The sequence below is a fragment of the Terriglobia bacterium genome (genome assembly GCA_020072645.1).
GTDB lineage: Bacteria > Acidobacteriota > Terriglobia > Terriglobales > Acidobacteriaceae > Angelobacter.
Genome location: JAIQGK010000003.1, coordinates 530595 through 545424, shown reverse-complemented (window position 1 = coordinate 545424; position 14830 = coordinate 530595). Strand labels below are relative to the sequence as shown.

Annotated in this window: 15 protein-coding genes; 14 read left to right on the top strand and 1 reads right to left on the bottom strand. The window is 55.0% G+C overall.

The genetic code is table 11. The features are described 5' to 3' along the window. Positions 1 to 6: 6 nt before the first annotated feature. The 11 genes from LAO76_05830 to LAO76_05780 all read left to right on the top strand — a co-directional run bounded on the left by LAO76_05830 (position 7) and on the right by LAO76_05780 (position 11340). Positions 7 to 1572, top strand: a complete 1566-nt coding sequence (locus LAO76_05830) for a lipase maturation factor family protein (GenBank protein MBZ5490433.1) — start codon at positions 7 to 9, stop codon at positions 1570 to 1572. Positions 1573 to 1790: 218 nt separating this feature from the next. Next, on the top strand, positions 1791 to 3320 hold the full coding sequence (gene rimO, locus LAO76_05825) for a 30S ribosomal protein S12 methylthiotransferase RimO (GenBank protein MBZ5490432.1): 1530 nt from the start codon (positions 1791 to 1793) through the stop codon (positions 3318 to 3320). Positions 3321 to 3341: 21 nt separating this feature from the next. Continuing rightward, positions 3342 to 3578, top strand: a complete 237-nt coding sequence (yacG, locus tag LAO76_05820) for a DNA gyrase inhibitor YacG (GenBank protein ID MBZ5490431.1) — start codon at positions 3342 to 3344, stop codon at positions 3576 to 3578. A gap of 278 nt (positions 3579 to 3856) precedes the next feature. Then, positions 3857 to 4276 (top strand): PIN domain-containing protein, encoded by a 420-nt coding sequence (locus LAO76_05815; protein ID MBZ5490430.1) that lies wholly within the window; start codon positions 3857 to 3859, stop codon positions 4274 to 4276. Between the two features lie 17 nt (positions 4277 to 4293). Further along, positions 4294 to 4785, top strand: coding sequence for a phosphatidylglycerophosphatase A (locus tag LAO76_05810; protein MBZ5490429.1), 492 nt, complete (start codon positions 4294 to 4296; stop codon positions 4783 to 4785). An 11-nt stretch (positions 4786 to 4796) separates the two neighbouring features. Beyond that, positions 4797 to 5849, top strand: a complete 1053-nt coding sequence (locus LAO76_05805) for a gluconolaconase (protein MBZ5490428.1) — start codon at positions 4797 to 4799, stop codon at positions 5847 to 5849. A 9-nt stretch (positions 5850 to 5858) separates the two neighbouring features. Continuing rightward, positions 5859 to 7106 (top strand): competence/damage-inducible protein A, encoded by a 1248-nt coding sequence (locus tag LAO76_05800; protein ID MBZ5490427.1) that lies wholly within the window; start codon positions 5859 to 5861, stop codon positions 7104 to 7106. A gap of 1 nt (position 7107) precedes the next feature. Then, positions 7108 to 7650, top strand: coding sequence for an RNA 2',3'-cyclic phosphodiesterase (thpR, locus tag LAO76_05795; GenBank protein ID MBZ5490426.1), 543 nt, complete (start codon positions 7108 to 7110; stop codon positions 7648 to 7650). A gap of 16 nt (positions 7651 to 7666) precedes the next feature. After that, positions 7667 to 8335, top strand: coding sequence for a glycerol-3-phosphate 1-O-acyltransferase PlsY (gene plsY / locus LAO76_05790; GenBank protein MBZ5490425.1), 669 nt, complete (start codon positions 7667 to 7669; stop codon positions 8333 to 8335). Beyond that, positions 8332 to 9351: an NAD(P)-dependent glycerol-3-phosphate dehydrogenase gene (locus LAO76_05785; GenBank protein MBZ5490424.1), complete on the top strand. Its 1020-nt coding sequence runs from the start codon at positions 8332 to 8334 to the stop codon at positions 9349 to 9351. The genes plsY and LAO76_05785 overlap by 4 nt, the downstream gene beginning before the upstream one ends. Positions 9352 to 9543: 192 nt before the next feature. Further along, positions 9544 to 11340 carry an HD domain-containing protein gene (locus LAO76_05780; GenBank protein MBZ5490423.1) on the top strand — a complete coding sequence of 599 codons (1797 nt, stop codon included), beginning with the start codon at positions 9544 to 9546 and terminating at the stop codon, positions 11338 to 11340. Between the two features lie 38 nt (positions 11341 to 11378). Here the strand turns inward: LAO76_05780 and LAO76_05775 are convergent, their stop codons facing one another. Then, complete coding sequence (locus LAO76_05775) at positions 11379 to 11630, bottom strand: hypothetical protein (GenBank protein ID MBZ5490422.1); 252 nt, start codon at positions 11628 to 11630, stop codon at positions 11379 to 11381. Positions 11631 to 11856: 226 nt separating this feature from the next. On the opposite strand from LAO76_05775, the gene ftsY reads away from it, so the two are divergent. From ftsY to LAO76_05760, 3 genes are read left to right on the top strand one after another with little or no spacing between them, the layout of a single operon-like run. Next, positions 11857 to 12807, top strand: coding sequence for a signal recognition particle-docking protein FtsY (gene ftsY / locus LAO76_05770; protein ID MBZ5490421.1), 951 nt, complete (start codon positions 11857 to 11859; stop codon positions 12805 to 12807). Between the two features lie 26 nt (positions 12808 to 12833). Further along, complete coding sequence (ribD, locus tag LAO76_05765; protein ID MBZ5490420.1) at positions 12834 to 14012, top strand: bifunctional diaminohydroxyphosphoribosylaminopyrimidine deaminase/5-amino-6-(5-phosphoribosylamino)uracil reductase RibD; 1179 nt, start codon at positions 12834 to 12836, stop codon at positions 14010 to 14012. After that, entirely contained in the window at positions 14012 to 14668 is a 657-nt protein-coding gene (locus tag LAO76_05760; protein ID MBZ5490419.1) for a riboflavin synthase, read from the top strand. The genes ribD and LAO76_05760 overlap by 1 nt, the downstream gene beginning before the upstream one ends. Positions 14669 to 14830: the final 162 nt, after the last annotated feature.

The window sequence follows — 14830 nt, the reverse complement described above, 5'->3', positions numbered from 1 at the left end:
ATTGACATGCTCGCTCGTATTCGACTGGCCGAGGAATGGCTGCTGGGGCCGGAAGCCCCGCGTACGCATCTGCTGCCGCGCTGGATATTTCTCCGCTCTCTGGGCGTCATATACTTCTCTGCGTTCTACTCGCTCATATTTCAGATCAAAGGCATGATCGGCCCCAACGGCATCCTGCCTGCCACGGGCTATCTGAGCGACGTGGCAAATTACTATCCAAGTCTGCAACGTTTCTGGTTTGCCCCAACGCTGCTCTGGTTTGGAGCTGGCAATCATGCATTGATGCTGATTACGTGGATCGGCCTGATCGCTTCACTGGCCGTGGTCTTCAACCTCTGGCCTCGCTTGTCCTTGACGGTATGCCTGGTGTGTTTCCTGTCATTCGTTACCGCAGCGCAGGATTTTTCCGGCTTCCAATCGGATGGCATGCTTCTGGAAGCCGGCTTCATCTCTCTATTTTTTGCTCCGCCCGGACTGTGGCCAGGCATCGGCACGACTCACGCTCCTTCGCGCCTCAGCCTGTTTCTCCTTCGCTGGGAGTGGTTCCGCATCTACTTTGAATCTGGCGTCGTCAAGCTCACCAGTGGCGACTATTCCTGGCGTCACTTCACCGCCATGGATGACTACTACCAGAACGGCCCGCTGCCGACCTGGATTGGCTGGTACGTGCAGCAGCTTCCGCATTGGTTCCATGCAGCCACGGCCTTCATGACGCTGGCTGCCGAACTCGGTCTGGTCTGGATGCTCTTCCTTCCTCGCCGCTTCAAGATCATCTGCTTTCTCATTGTCACGCCCTTTCAGATTGGGATTATCTTGACGGCGAATTACACATTCCTGAATTACCTTGTCCTGGTGCTGGGCTTTCTGCTGCTCGACGATGGCTTTGTCCGCTCGCTGCTACCACAACGCTGGAAAAATTGGAGCAGGCAGGTTTCAACGGTGCTATCGGACACAGCCTCGCCATCGCGCTCTGCTGCCTGGCTTCAACCAGTCTGGCGAGGCGTTGCAGCTATCTATCTTGGCTGGATTTTTTACGCGACTACCGCTTTGCTCTTTGCCATGATTCCTTACGCGCCGCCGCTTCCTCTGGACCCTGCACGCGCTCTCGATCCCTTCCGCATCGCCAACCAGTACGGCCTGTTTGCCAACATGACGCATGAGCGTTACGAGATTGAGTTTCAGGGTTCAACCGACGGGCAAAAGTGGATCCCTTATCCTTTCCGCTACAAGCCGCAGGATATCCACAAGGCGCCGGGTATCTACGCTCCTTATCAGCCTCGCTTCGAATGGGACTTGTGGTTTGCCTCGCTCGGCAATTGGCGCAATTATCCCTTGGTGGTGCAGACAGAGGCGCGCTTGTTGAGCAATGAGCCTGATGTCCTTACGCTCTTTGCCGGGAATCCTTTTAGCAGCGCGCCGCCACAAAAGGTGCGCGCCGTGATTTGGCAATACTGGTTCACTGACCGCGCTACCAAACGCAGAGATGAAGCATGGTGGCGACGTGAATTGCTAGGAGTCCATGCGCCCATGGTGGAGCGAACGCCGGAGGGCAAGATTGTGTTGAGCCAGTGATTCTCTCTGAAATCTCGAGCGTAGCGAGAGATCCATTTAGCAATAAGAGCTTTAATGCTCTCATGCCAATACCACGAAGGATACAGATGAACACGGATCAAATAATTCGCGCTTTTTCGCGTGCATTCGCGGCCAAATTTCGCTTCTTTCAATAACACATCTGCGATGTCGGAGCCGCAAAAACACTGGCCCTTGCGATGCTACAATAGAGAGACAGCATGCCAGTAGAAAACCCCACACTAGCGCCTCCGCAGCCGGATTCTGTCTCCCAGCCAAGCCCACTAAAAGTTGGCTTTGTCAGCCTGGGCTGTCCCAAGAACCTCGTGGATAGCGAGGTAATGATGGGCATGTTACAAACCGGCGGAGCGCAGATCACGGCACGCGCGGAAGATGCCGACGTGATCGTGGTAAATACCTGCTCGTTTATTGACTCGGCCAAGCAGGAATCGGTGAACACGATCCTGGAAATGGCGCAGCACAAAGTCACAGGCAAGGCGCAAAAGCTGATTGTGGCAGGCTGCCTGGTGGAACGCTATCGAACGGAAATCCAAAAGAACATTCCTGAAGTTGATGCCGTGGTGGGAACCGGCGAACTGGACGCGATTCTGGCTGCTGCCGGAATCCATGGTGGCACTGCGCCCACAGACGACTCGCCGTTTGTCATCCTGAATCATGGTTCGAACAGCCAGGCATTAAAGTCCGGTATGCCGGCGCGGGCTGAAGGGATGGCGCGTGAGCAGAGGGGGCGCTTCTCCCGCGCGGAATGGGACGGCGCGATCGCCGATCTGCCCAACTATCTTTATGACGAAACCACGCCGCGCGTGCTGGCCACGCCAAAAGCGTCGGCTTATATCAAAATTGCCGAAGGCTGCGACCATCCTTGCGGCTTCTGCATCATCCCGCAGTTGCGCGGGAAGTTTCGTTCCCGGCATTTTGAATCCGTCATAGCTGAGGCCGAGCGGCTCGCGGCCAATGACGTGCGCGAGATCACGCTCATTGGCCAGGACACGACTTGTTACGGCGAAGATCTTGGCCTGAAAGACGGCCTTGCTTTGCTGCTGGAGCGACTGGCCCAGATTGAAGATCTCCGCTGGGTGCGCTTCCTTTATGCCTATCCCAACAAGATCACCGGCAAGCTGCTGGAGACGATTGCGAAGCACGAGAAAATATGCTCCTACATCGATGTGCCGTTGCAGCACGCTTCCGCGTCTGTTCTCAAGCGCATGAAGCGCGGCGCGGGAGCTGAAATATTTTTGAAGTCGATCGAAAAGATGCGCCGCACAATATCCAATCTCACGCTGCGCACATCCTTCATTGTCGGCTTCCCGGGAGAGACAGAATCTGATTTCGCCGAACTGTGCGAATTCGTGAAAGCTGCGGAATTCGACTGGCTGGGAGTCTTCAGCTACTCTGACGAAGACGGAGCGGCCGCTTATCACCTGGGCGACAAAGTTCCGCCGCGCGAGATTGAACGCCGCCGCAAAAAGCTGATGCAGATCCAGCGACAAATCAGCAAAAAGAACAAGCGCAAGCTGATTGGCCGCCAGTATGACGTTCTTGCGCTCGGACCTTCAGAAGAAACCGACCTTCTGTGGGAAGGCCGCACGGAAATGCACGCTCCGGAAATTGACGGTAAATTATTTATCAACGATTTTGGTGACCACGAGGAACTAGTGCCGGGCACTTTCTATCGCTGTGAAATTACTGAAGCCCATGACTATGACCTTGTGGCGCGCATCGTTGGCTAAATCTGCATCATCTAATTTTGTATGCCGAAGAAAAAGCCACTTTCACTTCGCTGTCCTATCTGCCGTACAATCGTGCTGAGGACGCAGGAAGACTTCCCCTTCTGCAGCGACCGCTGCCGCACTATCGATCTGGGCAAATGGGCCAGCGGCGGCTATGTGATTTCCACCAAGATCAATGATCCAGAGTTGCTTGAGGACCTTGCCGAACAGCAATCAAAGCTGAAGCGAGATCCCGACGGCAATTCCTCGGAGCAATAAGCTCGAAATCGAATATTCGGCCTCAACTTCCACGCTGTAGGCACACGATTATCGTGTACACTATTTATGTATGAAAAATATTACATTGAGTGCGGATGAGGATCTTATCGAGCAAGCCCGGCTTGTGGCCCGAGCTCAGCGAAGAACGCTAAATGCGGCGTTCAGGGAATGGCTTGAACAATTCGCCGGAACGTCTCAGGACGCTAAAAAGGTAGAGGCCCTGATGAAGCGGTTACGACACATTAAGTCTCGCGGCCCATATACCCGCGACGAAATGCATGAACGATAAATTTTTTCTGGACACCAATATTTTTGCTTATATGTTCGATGCCCGTGCTGCCCAAAAGGCAGAACAGGCGCGCCGGTTAATCAAACAAGCTGTTTCCACGCGAAAAGGAGTTGTAAGTCAACAGGTAGCTCAGGAATTTTTTAATCTCGCGTTTCGAAAATTTCAACCGGCAATGACATTAGCGGAAGCAGAAGATTATCTATCAACAATGTTCCAGCCCTTGCTGGTTGTGCAATCTATACAAACGTATAAGGAAGCTCTGCAACTTCATTCCCGTTATCGCCTACCTTGGTATGACTCCCTGATTGTGGCAGCAGCACGGGAAAGCGGGTGCAAGATCCTCTATTCAGAAGATTTTCAACACGAACAGCGGTTTGGCGAACTTCGAGTCAAAAACCCTTTTTTGTAACATCTATACAGGTCTGCTTGATCAATAGTTCCTCCCCAACACGTTCCCGCCTTTCCTGGCTGATCGCCACTTTCTTCGGCATCGGGCATCTTCAGCCTGGCTCCGGGACGTGGGCATCTGCGGCAACGCTCGCATTGTGGTGGGCTGCCAGCATGTGGCTGCCGCCCGCATGGCTTGTTCCCGCCGCCATAGCCGTTTCCGTGCTGGTGACGCTGATCGGCATTCCTCCCTCGACGGTTGTAGCACGAGAAAGCGGCATCAAAGACCCCGGATTTGTGGTGATTGATGAGGTTGCCGGTCAGATAATCGCGTTGATTGCCGTCCCGGTGAATTGGAAATACATGCTTGCGGGTTTTATACTCTTTCGTAGCTTTGACATAGTGAAGCCGTTCCCTCTGCGCCGCCTGGAAGCGCTGCCGGGAGGTACCGGAATCATGATGGATGACGTTGGCGCAGGGCTGTACGCGCTTGCCTTGCTTCAGATATGGCTGCATTTTATAGCGCGTTAGGCCGCACCTCCATGGGAATTACCGAAAGTCTGCTGGGCAAGAAGAATGTAGATGGCAACCCCTATATTGAAGCCATCGATCCGCCCGCTTCACTCCCTGGAGGCGAGGTGCGCATTCTGGGACGCGCTCTCAAGCCCCCACAATTGGCGCGGCCGGAAGTCTTGTTCAATGGCATGCGCGGCCCCATTGTGGTGAGCTCAGAAGATTTTGTGATTGCGCGTGTTCCTTTCGGCGCCCAGTCAGGTCTGGTCACAATCCAAAACAATGGATACGTAAGCAACGGTCGCGAACTCAAGATTGCTCAGCCTATCGCGGAGAGTCTGCATCCTGTCGCCAACCCTGCGATTGACCGCGACGGCAATATTTTTGTCACCTATTCCGGCGGCCGCGGCCAGAAAGTTCCTGTCGCGATTTACAAAATCGACCCCGATTACAACGTCAAGCCATTTCTACCTGAGCTGATGAACGCCACAGGGATGGCCTTTGATCCACAGGGACAACTTTATGTTTCCTCGCGCTATGACGGCACTGTGTACCGCGTGGCGCCGAACGGCACGCTCAGCACGTACGCCGAGGGCATGGGTGTCGCCACCGGGATCGCTTTTGATAAGTCCGGCAATCTCTATGTGGGTGATCGTAGCGGGACGATTTGGCGCATTGCGCCGGACCGGCAAATTTTTGTATTTGCGACTTTGGAACCAAGCGTAGCCGCCTATCATCTGGCCTTTGCGCCTGACGGCACGCTGTACGTGACTGGTCCCACCAACTCAAGCTTTGACGCGGTTTATAGCGTCGATCCTCATGGCACAGTCACGGTCTTCTATCGCGGACTCGGGCGGCCCCAGGGTTTGGCTTTCGATACCCAGGGAAATCTCTACGTCGCGGCATCGCTTGGCGGCAAGCGCGGCATTGTAAAAATCACACCAGAAAAACACGCTAGCCTGGCAATTGCCGGAAATGGCCTGGTCGGGCTGGCATTCACGCGGACTGGCGGAGCAGTGCTTGTCACCACCAACGCCGTTTTCCACCTCACCTGGGGCGTGCAGGGCCTTTCTCTCATTTAAACTGCTAACGTGAACGCTGAGATCATTGCCATCGGATCGGAGCTGCTGACTCCCTTCCGCCAGGACACGAACTCGCTCTTCCTCACCGAGCAGTTGAATCGTCTGGGGGTGGAAGTCAGCTTCAAAACCATTGTAGGCGATCGCCGTTCTGATCTGATCAACGTCGCCCGTATTGCGCTCTCACGTGCAGATATCGTCATCTTCATGGGAGGCCTCGGTCCCACTGAAGACGATCTTACCCGTGAGTGCGTGGCAGAAACGCTGGGGCGTCCGCTTAAAAGACACGCGCGCATTGTGGAAGACCTGCGCGCTCGTTTCGCCGCGCGCGGCTGGAAGATGGCGGAGAACAATGAACGCCAGGGTGACGTGATTGACGGCGCTGATGCGCTCGACAATAAACGCGGCTCAGCTCCGGGCCAGTTCCTGCATATTGACGATCAATATGGCCATGCAATCATTGTTCTTTTGCCGGGGCCTCCGCATGAACTCAGAGGAATGTTTGAAGAGCATGTCTTCGAACGCCTGAAGAGGCTTGTTCCGGCGCAACATATCGCGACGCGCGAATTAAAGATCGGCATGATTGGCGAATCAATGGTCGATAAACGCGCCGCGCCCATTTACAAAGCAGCCCAGGGCGTTGAAACCACGATCCTTGCCGGAACCCCTGGAGAAGTGCAACTTCATCTCCGCGCGCAGGCCAGTTCGTTTGAAGAAGCCCAAAAGCGCGTGGATGCGCTCGCTACGCTGCTTGAGGATGAATTTGAAGACGCCATCTTTGCCACCAAAGGTGAGAGCATGGAGCAGATTGTGGGCTATTACCTGGGTATGCGGGAAAAAACTCTGGCCGTAGCTGAGTCTTGCACCGGGGGCATGTTGGCCCAAAGAATAACATCCGTTCCCGGCAGTTCGCGTTATTTCCTGGGTGGCGCTGTCGTCTATGAGAACTCCGTAAAGACTGCTCTGGCGGGAGTTCCGCCTCTACTGATCGCAGAACATGGCGCAGTTAGCAGCCAAGTTGCCGCGGCGCTTGCGGAAGGCATTCGCAATAATTGCAAATCAAGCTTCGGGATTGGCATCACTGGCGTTGCCGGACCGGCAGGCGGATCGGATGAAAAGCCGGTAGGCCTCGTCTTTCATGCATTGGCCGATGGCAGCCATACTGAAGTGATTGAGCGAACGTTTCCCGGCGACCGCGACCGTATACGCCACTGGGCTACACAACAAGCCCTGGACATGGTCCGCCGCAAGCTGATGTAACATGCGCCTCTTTATTGCACTGGATATCCCGGCAGAAATACGCGCGCGCCTTACGGAATACATGGAACGTGCACGTCTGCTGGCGCGTGAAGCTCGCTGGGCCCGCGTGGAAGGCCTGCATGTTACATTGAAATTTATCGGCCACGTAGATGATGCTGCAGTGGGGAAAATAAAAGCCGCTCTGGGGCCGATCAAGACCACCCCCTTTGAAGTGAAGTTTACAGGCGTAGGATTCTTTCCTAATCCAAACGCGGGGCGCGTCTTCTGGGCAGGGGTGGAGGGCGGCGACAGTCTGCCGAGTCTGGCATCAAGCATTGACGCTGCGATGGAAAAGTTGGGCTTTTCGCGCGAAACTAAGCCTTATCATCCGCATCTCACACTGGCGCGGACGAGTTCGCGGCCGCTGCGGGAGTTACGACCGCTACTAGCTGATCCTCCGCCGCAGTTCGGTACAATGACTGCGCGCGAATTCTTCTTGTACCAAAGCCAGCCGCAGAAAGGCGGGTCGAAATACACCAAGCTGGAACGGTTCGCGCTCGAATAGCATTACGCGTTTCATGATCACTCTTTATCTCATCGTCGCGGCTGTCGCTTACCTGCTGGGATCAATTCCCTTCGGGTATCTGCTGGTGCGCATTTTTCGTGGTGAAGACATTCGCCGGACCGGCAGCGGTAACATCGGCGCTACCAATGTCGCGCGCTCTGGCGCGAAAGGACTGGGGATCGCAACGTTGGCGCTGGATGCTTTGAAAGGCGCGACGGCCGTCTGGTTGGCCGTTCTTATTGCTGGGTCAAAATACAATCTCTGCGGCGAAGCCTTTGAACATCCCTGCGCTCCCGTTTTGCGATTAATGTCATTGGCAGCTCTGTTCGCCGTTCTTGGCCATGTCTTTCCCGCCTGGCTGCGTTTTAAAGGCGGCAAAGGTGTTGCCACGGCTCTCGGCGTATTCTGTGTCTTGTTTCCCAAAGCCATTCTGCTGGCCCTGGCGATTTTTATTCTCATTGTTGCAATCACGCGGTACGTGTCTCTCGGCTCAATTCTGGGCGCCATCGCATTCCCCGTAGCTGCCTATTTCATGCAAAACGCTGACTGGCTCTCTTTGCTATTAGCTTCCGGCGTGTCATTGATCATCATTCTCAAGCATCATCAAAATATCAGCCGCTTGCTTACAGGAACTGAGAACAGATTCGGCGGGAGTAAACCTCAAGTCGCGGAGAAACAGCTTTGAGCCGGATAGCCGTGATCGGCGCTGGAGCATGGGGCACGGCCCTGGCCATGGTGACGGGCCGTCGCGGCGACCATGACGTCCGCTTATGGGCGCTTGAAAAAGAAGTCCTGCAAAGCATTGCTCGTTCGCGCACCAACGATCTGTTTCTTCCCGGTTGCTCGCTGCCTCCGTCCATAACGGCGACAAATGATTTCAAGGAAGCGCTCTCCGGCGTGGAAATCATTGTCAGCGTAATGCCTTCACACCATTGCCGCCGTACTTTTGAGCATATGGCGCAGTGGCTTCAGCCACATATGCTTTTTGTGAGCGCCACCAAAGGCATTGAAAATGACACCCTTCTGCGCATGACTCAAGTCATTCATGAAGTGGTGGAGCGGCTCTGTGGCTTTGAGCCAAAGATCGGCGCCATCAGCGGCCCGTCCTTCGCCAAGGAAGTAGCGGAAAAACACCCAACTGCCGTCACCGTCGCCTCCGCGGATAGCGCCCTGGCGGCGCGCGTGCAGAAAGACTTTAGCGATCCTAGCTTCCGCGTTTACATGAATGACGATCTCACCGGCGTTGAATTGGGTGGCGCCCTCAAGAACGTGATTGCCATAGCCGCCGGCGTGTGCAGCGGCCTGGGACTGGGCCACAATTCGGTGGCCGCGTTGATCACCCGAGGACTGGCGGAAATTACCCGGCTGGCTGTGGCATGCGGCGCCAAACCGCAAACCTTATTTGGCCTCTCCGGTATGGGCGACCTGGTGCTCACATGCACTGGAGGTCTCTCACGAAATCGCAGCGTCGGTGAAGCACTGGGCCAGGGACAGCCTTTGCAACAGATTATCGCCGGTATGCACGGTATGGTGGCGGAAGGTGTGCTTACTACGAATGCTGCCCTGGGTCTGGCGAAGAGATTCCAGGTTGAAATGCCAATTACCGAGCAAATGTATGCCATCCTGCATGACGGCAAGTCTCCTCACGATGCCATCCGGGAATTGATGACCCGGCCCGGCAAGGTGGAAGATAAGTTCTGAGGAGTGCGCTCATACAACTCCCACTTATGGCTCTGAAATCGCCTTTTTCTCAGGGAAACTCCCTAATTCATGCATGATGGTATCGCTACCCGCACCAATCTGGAGTACTTCCGTAATCGCGCGAAAGGTCTCTTTTTTGGTTAGATTTAGGGTGATTTCAGCATACAATTTGAGGATTACGTCTCTGGCTTTATGAAACTGCCGTTGCCCGCCCGGATACCGATTCTGTACCTGATTCTCATCGTGTTAATAGCGGTGGGAGTGGTGCCGCTTTATTTCTATGCCACCAAGATGGTGGCGCGAAACCGCGAAACCCTTGGAAGCAATGAAAAGCTGTTGCAGAACAGCGTGACCACCACACTGGCCCAATCCATTGCGCAGCGTGAGAAGGACATCGGCTCCACGCTTTCCAGTCTTGCCTTCTCCATCAAGGTTACAAGCAGCGGCAACCTGAGCGGCAAGAACATTGAAGCGCCGGACGTGAGGGCGCTACTGCAGAATTACATTGAAGACCCAGATTCATTCGCTCCCTACGCCAGGCTGGTAAACACGGAAAACCAACTCACGATGAACGCGGGCATCATCGAGCCCGATACGTTCCTGGAAAGGGAATTGGAACGCGGTCTGGCGGCCGCACATGCCGGACGCGAGTACAACGGCGATCCACTTTCCATCGGTTCCGGAAAACAGGCCCGCACTGTTATGGTTGTCGGCAAGCCAGTTCTCAGTGATAATCACGAATATCTCGGATCGCTGGAACTGGTGATCGACCTGCAATATCTGGTGAAACAACTCCAGCAGGCCAAGAACACGCAAAACCTGGATACGTTCGTTGTCGATCGCTCAGGCCGGGTCGTTGCTTCGCCCAGTCCGCGTTATGCCACCGGCCAGGACATGAACTCCAACGAGTTGGTAAAAAATTTCGTCGATCAGAAGGGCAAAGTGCCTGTCGCCGTCACCATGGACTACTCGGTCCAGGAAGGCAAGAACCGTATTCCGATGCTCGGCACGTATTTCCCTGTGACAGGATTAGGCTGGGCGGTTGTCGCGCAAAAAACACAGGAAGAAGCCTATATCGATATTACTGACATGCGTCGCGAAGCCATACGCGCGGCTTTAATCGCAATTGCGTTCAGCATCTTTGTAGGGATATGGGCCGCGCGGCGTCTCACCACGCCATTGCATGTGCTGACCGAATCCAGCCGCACCATTGCCGGCGGAGATTTCAAGCATCGTGTCCGTCTGAAGAGCCGCACAGAGTTTGGCGAGTTGGCCCAGACCTTCAACACCATGACCGACGATCTGGAACAGTTCGTCGATGATCTTAAGAAGGCCGCGGAAGAAAACCGCACGCTGTTCCTGAGCTCCATCCAGATGCTGGCCGGCGCGGTCGACGAAAAAGATCCATATACTCGCGGCCATTCTGATCGCGTTACACGCTACTCCGTCCTCATTGCCACGGAAATGGGACTGAAAGAGGAAGACATTGAGAAGATTCGTGTCTCCGCGCAGCTGCATGACGTGGGCAAGATTGGCATTGAAGACCGCATCCTGAAGAAGCCAGGCGCGCTCACGCCGGAAGAATTCGAGATCATGAAGACGCATACCACCAAGGGCGCCGCAATTCTGCGTCCGGTGGAAGCCCTGCGGGACATGCTGCCGGGAATCGAACTGCACCACGAATCGCTAGATGGCCGCGGTTATCCTCACGGACTCAAGGGCGACCAGATTCCGCTGATGCCACGCATTATCATGGTCGCGGACACGTTTGACGCCATGACCACCAACCGCCCTTATCAGGCGGCGATGGATCCAGAATATGTGATTCGTATTATCAATTCACTGGCGGCAACCAAGTTTGATCCCACGGTTGTGGCGGCAATGACCAAGGTATTTGAGACGGGTAAGCTGCGCATCCATCGCGCGGCCACCGTAAGCGGCGAGGAAGCCGCGGCTGCCGCTGCGGTCAGCGCGCAGACTCAGGCATAACAGTTATCGCTGATGCGACTGGGACATCTGCGGACCAATCACTTTTTCTTCAGTTTTAGTCCTTCTTCTTTCAGCCTGATGAACCAAAGGTAGATCTCATCCACACGCTGGATGTCTTTTTCCAGCATGGCATGATCTGCATACTTCCGAATAAAATTTTCTTCGTGCCCCCGTTTGAGCACTGAGACAACCTCAAAAAGCTCATGCACCTTCGAATGCATGATCCGCAAATCCGCAACGAGACGAATTTCGTCGATATCAAACGGTAACCCTTTATCTGATTTGGTCATCTCCTGCTCTCCGGAACTCATTATTTTTTAGATGCCTGGCCGCTCGTTCGCGAGTTGCAGAATGGACGAAATAGCCGTCACAATTCAACATATCGCTCACTTTCTTCCAAACTGTAGCTTAAGTTATCGGCTGATGTCTCGTAAATCGTTAAGTGGTAGCTTTGACAGTGAATAGCAGAGACGCATACCGATATAATGAAATGTTCGGCAGGCATTCATACACGCAATGATTCAGACCTTATTCGGAACACCGCAACCGTCGTTTCTCGACAAAATGAAGCAGGCCGTCACGCGCACGCGCGAGAACCTGAGCGAGCGCATTGATGAAGTGATGGCCCTGACCAAGGAGATCGACAGCAGCACGCTGGACGATCTGGAAGGTATCTTGCTAGGCGCTGATCTTGGCATGAAAACCACCCAGGAAATATTGTCGAAGCTCCGCGAAAAAGCCGATCGCAAGCAGATCAAGGACACCGCCGAGCTCAAAAAACTGATCAAGGAGCAGGTGCTTGCCATCCTGAACGCGACGCCAGCGCGAGCCGGCAAACTCGCGAAAGGTGAGCCGGAAATCATCATGGTTGTAGGGGTGAACGGCACGGGAAAAACAACCACTATCGGAAAGCTGGCGCACGCTCTGCGCACTGAACGCAAGACCGTTCTGCTCTGTGCCGCAGATACATTCCGCGCCGCTGCCATTGAACAGCTTGAGGTCTGGGGATCGCGGACGGGAGTTGAAGTGATCAAAACCAAGCCCGGTGGCGATCCTTCAGCCGTGCTTTATGACGCGCTCAACGCGGCCAAAGCCCGCCACACGGACAGCGTGATCATTGATACCGCTGGCCGCCTGCATACCAAAAGCAGCCTCATGGCCGAGTTGGAAAAAATGAAGCGTACCGCGCAGCGTATTATTCCCGGAGCGCCCCATGAAGTTCTGCTCGTGATGGATGCCACTACCGGCCAGAATGGATTGCAGCAGGCGCGTCTGTTCACTGAATCCGCAGGCGTGACGGGGATCGTTCTTACCAAGCTCGACGGCACGGCAAAAGGTGGCGTGGTAGTGGCCATTTCTCGCGAGCTTGGATTGCCGGTGCGCTACGTGGGAGTGGGTGAAAAGGCCGGTGATCTCTTGCCGTTCAATGCTGAGAATTTTGCCGAGTCATTGTTCTCGACAAACTAATTTCGCGATCGGCCACCGTGTAAATCATGGCATTTTCTGCACAAGACGAGCACTTCATGCGCCAGGCGCTGGAACTCGCGCGTCGCGGTACAGCGCTCGTCTCTCCCGGCGCCCGCGTTGGGGCGGTAATTGTGGACAACACTGGGCAGCTTGTTGGCGAAGGCTACTATATCTTCGACGGTCTGAAGCATGCAGAGGTCTTGGCGCTTGAGCAGGCTGGGTCGCGCGCACGCGGAGGAACAATTTATCTCAACCTTGAACCACATTGCCATCACGGTCGCACGCCACCGTGCACTGACGCGCTGATTGCTGCTGGCATCAAGCGTGTGGTGGCGGCCATGCCGGATCCAAATCCCAAAGTCGCGGGGAAAGGGTTTGAACAATTGCGCACTGCCGGAATTCGCGTTGAATCTGGCTTGCTGGAAGCCGAGGCGCGTCGGATCAATGAAGCCTTCGCTCGCCACATCCTGACTGGCCTGCCGCTCGTCACGCTGAAGTCAGGTATGACATTAGACGGCAAGATCGCTCCGCCACCTGGAGACTCCTTCAATCCATCCGCCCTTGGCGCTACCGGCGCCACAGGTGGCTGGATCACCAGCGAGGAAGCTCGCGCACACGTGCAGGAGCTGCGGCATGAATCAGATGCGATCATGGTCGGAGTTGGCACCGTCATTGCGGACGATCCTTTGCTCACTGACCGTACCGGTTTTCCTCGACGGCTACCGCTCCTTCGCGTTGTGCTTGACTCGCGCCTGCGTTGTCCGTTGGAATCCCGCCTGGTCAAGACCGCCAAGGATGACGTGCTGATCTTCTGTTCCTTTGCCGAAGAAAAGAAACGCCGTCTCCTGGAAGAACATGGCATTCGTGTGGAACAGATCCCGCTCGGCTCGAGTGATGGCCGCCCCGACCTCGCCAAAATCGCCGTTCGTCTGGGTGAACTGGGGATCACCAGCCTGCTGATTGAAGGCGGCGCGCTAGTCAACTGGACCGCGCTTGCCACGGGCGTGGTGGACAAGATCTTTCTTTATTACGCCCCTAAGATTCTTGCCGGTGGCGGATCAGTGCCTTTTGCCGGCGGTGAAGGGTTCCGCCGTCTCAGCGAAGCAGCGCAGGTGAAAGACATCGTTCTGCATCGCTTCGGCGAGGATTTCGCGGTCGAAGGATACCTGCGCGATCCTTATCTGGCGCCGGAGGAGCACATCTGATGTTTACCGGACTCATCCAGGAAACCGGCGAAATCGCTTCTACAGAACGCGTGGCTGGCCAGAACCGTGGTTCCGTCACCCGCATCACCATCAAAGCCACGGCCATTCCATCCGAATTAAAAACTGGTGATAGCGTCGCCGTGAGCGGCGTCTGCCTCACCGCGCTTGACATCAGCGAACATCAATTTTCCGCCGACCTTGCAGAAGAGACTTTAAACCGTACATCGCTGCAACGACTGAAAGCCGGGTCAATTGTGAATCTGGAATTACCGGCCAAGGCCCAGGACCGCATGGGCGGCCATGTGGTGCAAGGACACGTGGACGGAGTGGGTTCCATTGTCAGCCTGCAAAAGATCAAGTTTCGCGATGACTGGCGTTTGGTTGTCGAGTTGCCGTCTGAGCTTTCTCGCTATGTGGTCCCTCAAGGTTCAATCACGATTGAAGGCATAAGTCTCACCGTCGCAGGCATTGAAGGAAGTCGAGTGGAAATTGCCATCATCCCGCACACCTGGCAGTCAACCAACCTTCGCGCACTACACGATGGCGATCCTGTCAATATTGAAGTGGATGTTCTGGCAAAATACGCTGAAAAGATGCCCCACGGCAAAGTAAGCGGCAAACTTACAGCAGCGGAACTGATACGACAGGGTTTCTAGCAAAAGCAAAAGATCAGCACGCCAGGTTCGACCGTGCTGATCTTTCGGTAAAGCGCAAGGGAGGGTCGGTGCGCTTTCAAAAATTTGTGTTCAGTTCTTATGCGTTTCCACTGACTGCCAGAACCACATAAACCAGAGCAACTCCCACTGCTGCCCATATCC

What these genes read in the sequence shown, in the direction of transcription:
- LAO76_05830 (MBZ5490433.1), top strand. Translation starts at nt 7, where the DNA reads ATGCTCGCTCGTATTCGACTGGCCGAGGAATGGCTGCTGGGGCCGGAA.
- rimO (MBZ5490432.1), top strand. Translation starts at nt 1,791, where the DNA reads ATGCCAGTAGAAAACCCCACACTAGCGCCTCCGCAGCCGGATTCTGTC.
- yacG (MBZ5490431.1), top strand. Translation starts at nt 3,342, where the DNA reads ATGCCGAAGAAAAAGCCACTTTCACTTCGCTGTCCTATCTGCCGTACA.
- LAO76_05815 (MBZ5490430.1), top strand. Translation starts at nt 3,857, where the DNA reads ATGAACGATAAATTTTTTCTGGACACCAATATTTTTGCTTATATGTTC.
- LAO76_05805 (MBZ5490428.1), top strand. Translation starts at nt 4,797, where the DNA reads ATGGGAATTACCGAAAGTCTGCTGGGCAAGAAGAATGTAGATGGCAAC.
- thpR (MBZ5490426.1), top strand. Translation starts at nt 7,108, where the DNA reads ATGCGCCTCTTTATTGCACTGGATATCCCGGCAGAAATACGCGCGCGC.
- LAO76_05780 (MBZ5490423.1), top strand. Translation starts at nt 9,544, where the DNA reads ATGAAACTGCCGTTGCCCGCCCGGATACCGATTCTGTACCTGATTCTC.
- LAO76_05775 (MBZ5490422.1), bottom strand. Translation starts at nt 11,630, where the DNA reads ATGACCAAATCAGATAAAGGGTTACCGTTTGATATCGACGAAATTCGT.
- ftsY (MBZ5490421.1), top strand. Translation starts at nt 11,857, where the DNA reads ATGATTCAGACCTTATTCGGAACACCGCAACCGTCGTTTCTCGACAAA.
- ribD (MBZ5490420.1), top strand. Translation starts at nt 12,834, where the DNA reads ATGGCATTTTCTGCACAAGACGAGCACTTCATGCGCCAGGCGCTGGAA.
- LAO76_05760 (MBZ5490419.1), top strand. Translation starts at nt 14,012, where the DNA reads ATGTTTACCGGACTCATCCAGGAAACCGGCGAAATCGCTTCTACAGAA.